This is a genomic window from Porphyromonas endodontalis ATCC 35406 (genome assembly GCF_000174815.1).
Lineage (GTDB): Bacteria > Bacteroidota > Bacteroidia > Bacteroidales > Porphyromonadaceae > Porphyromonas > Porphyromonas endodontalis.
On sequence record NZ_ACNN01000010.1, the window covers coordinates 1 to 724 of the forward strand.

Here is a 724-nt window from a genome sequence, read left to right on the forward strand (position 1 = left end):
TTTATCCATGCGAGTCTCTCCCTCTAAACTAGTAATCTCACGCTCCTCTTGAATTAAACTTCTCAAGCCTTGCCACTGACCATATTCCCCCTCCTCAAAGACTTCTGAAACTAGTAATGTGGTATAGGTTCGCTTCTCAATACGACCATGATTTTTCTCCAAGGTCTCATAACTATGACACCTATATCGTCCTGTAAAGCAATCCTGAACATCCTCATACAAGTGTTTTTGATTGCCTTTTAGACTTAGAATGTAGTCGGCTTCTGATTGGACAATCTGTTCCGCAATGTTGGTTTGAGTCCCCATGGCATCTATGCTGATGACAGCCCCGGACAAATCCAATCTATCCAAGACTTCCGGAATGGCTTCTAACTCACTGCACTTCTCGGCAACAGTCGCTTGACAAGGCTTAAACCATCTTCGTCAACTTAAGCCGAAAGAATATGTGTACTGCCCGTTTTTTTCTTCGAACCTTTCAGACGTTTGCCGTCAATGGCGATATGTTTACCTTCTAAGTCGCTAATCAGCTCTTTCCCATAAACTTGAAGACAAGCATAGAGAGACTGAGAATCAATACGTTGAAGCACTCTTTCGAAGGTGTCTACGCTCGGACAACTATTAGGTAACTCAACCAGTGGGCGAAGAGATTCTCCACGCTCTAAGCAAAGCTCATGCATGGACTCATAATCCTCGCCTCCACATAGATAACTCGTCAGGGTAATAA

General features: G+C 43.6%; 1 pseudogene. It reads right to left on the minus strand.

The annotated features are described in order from the left end of the window. Nucleotides 1-724, minus strand: a pseudogene (locus POREN0001_RS09210) (ISAs1 family transposase); the annotation flags it as partial.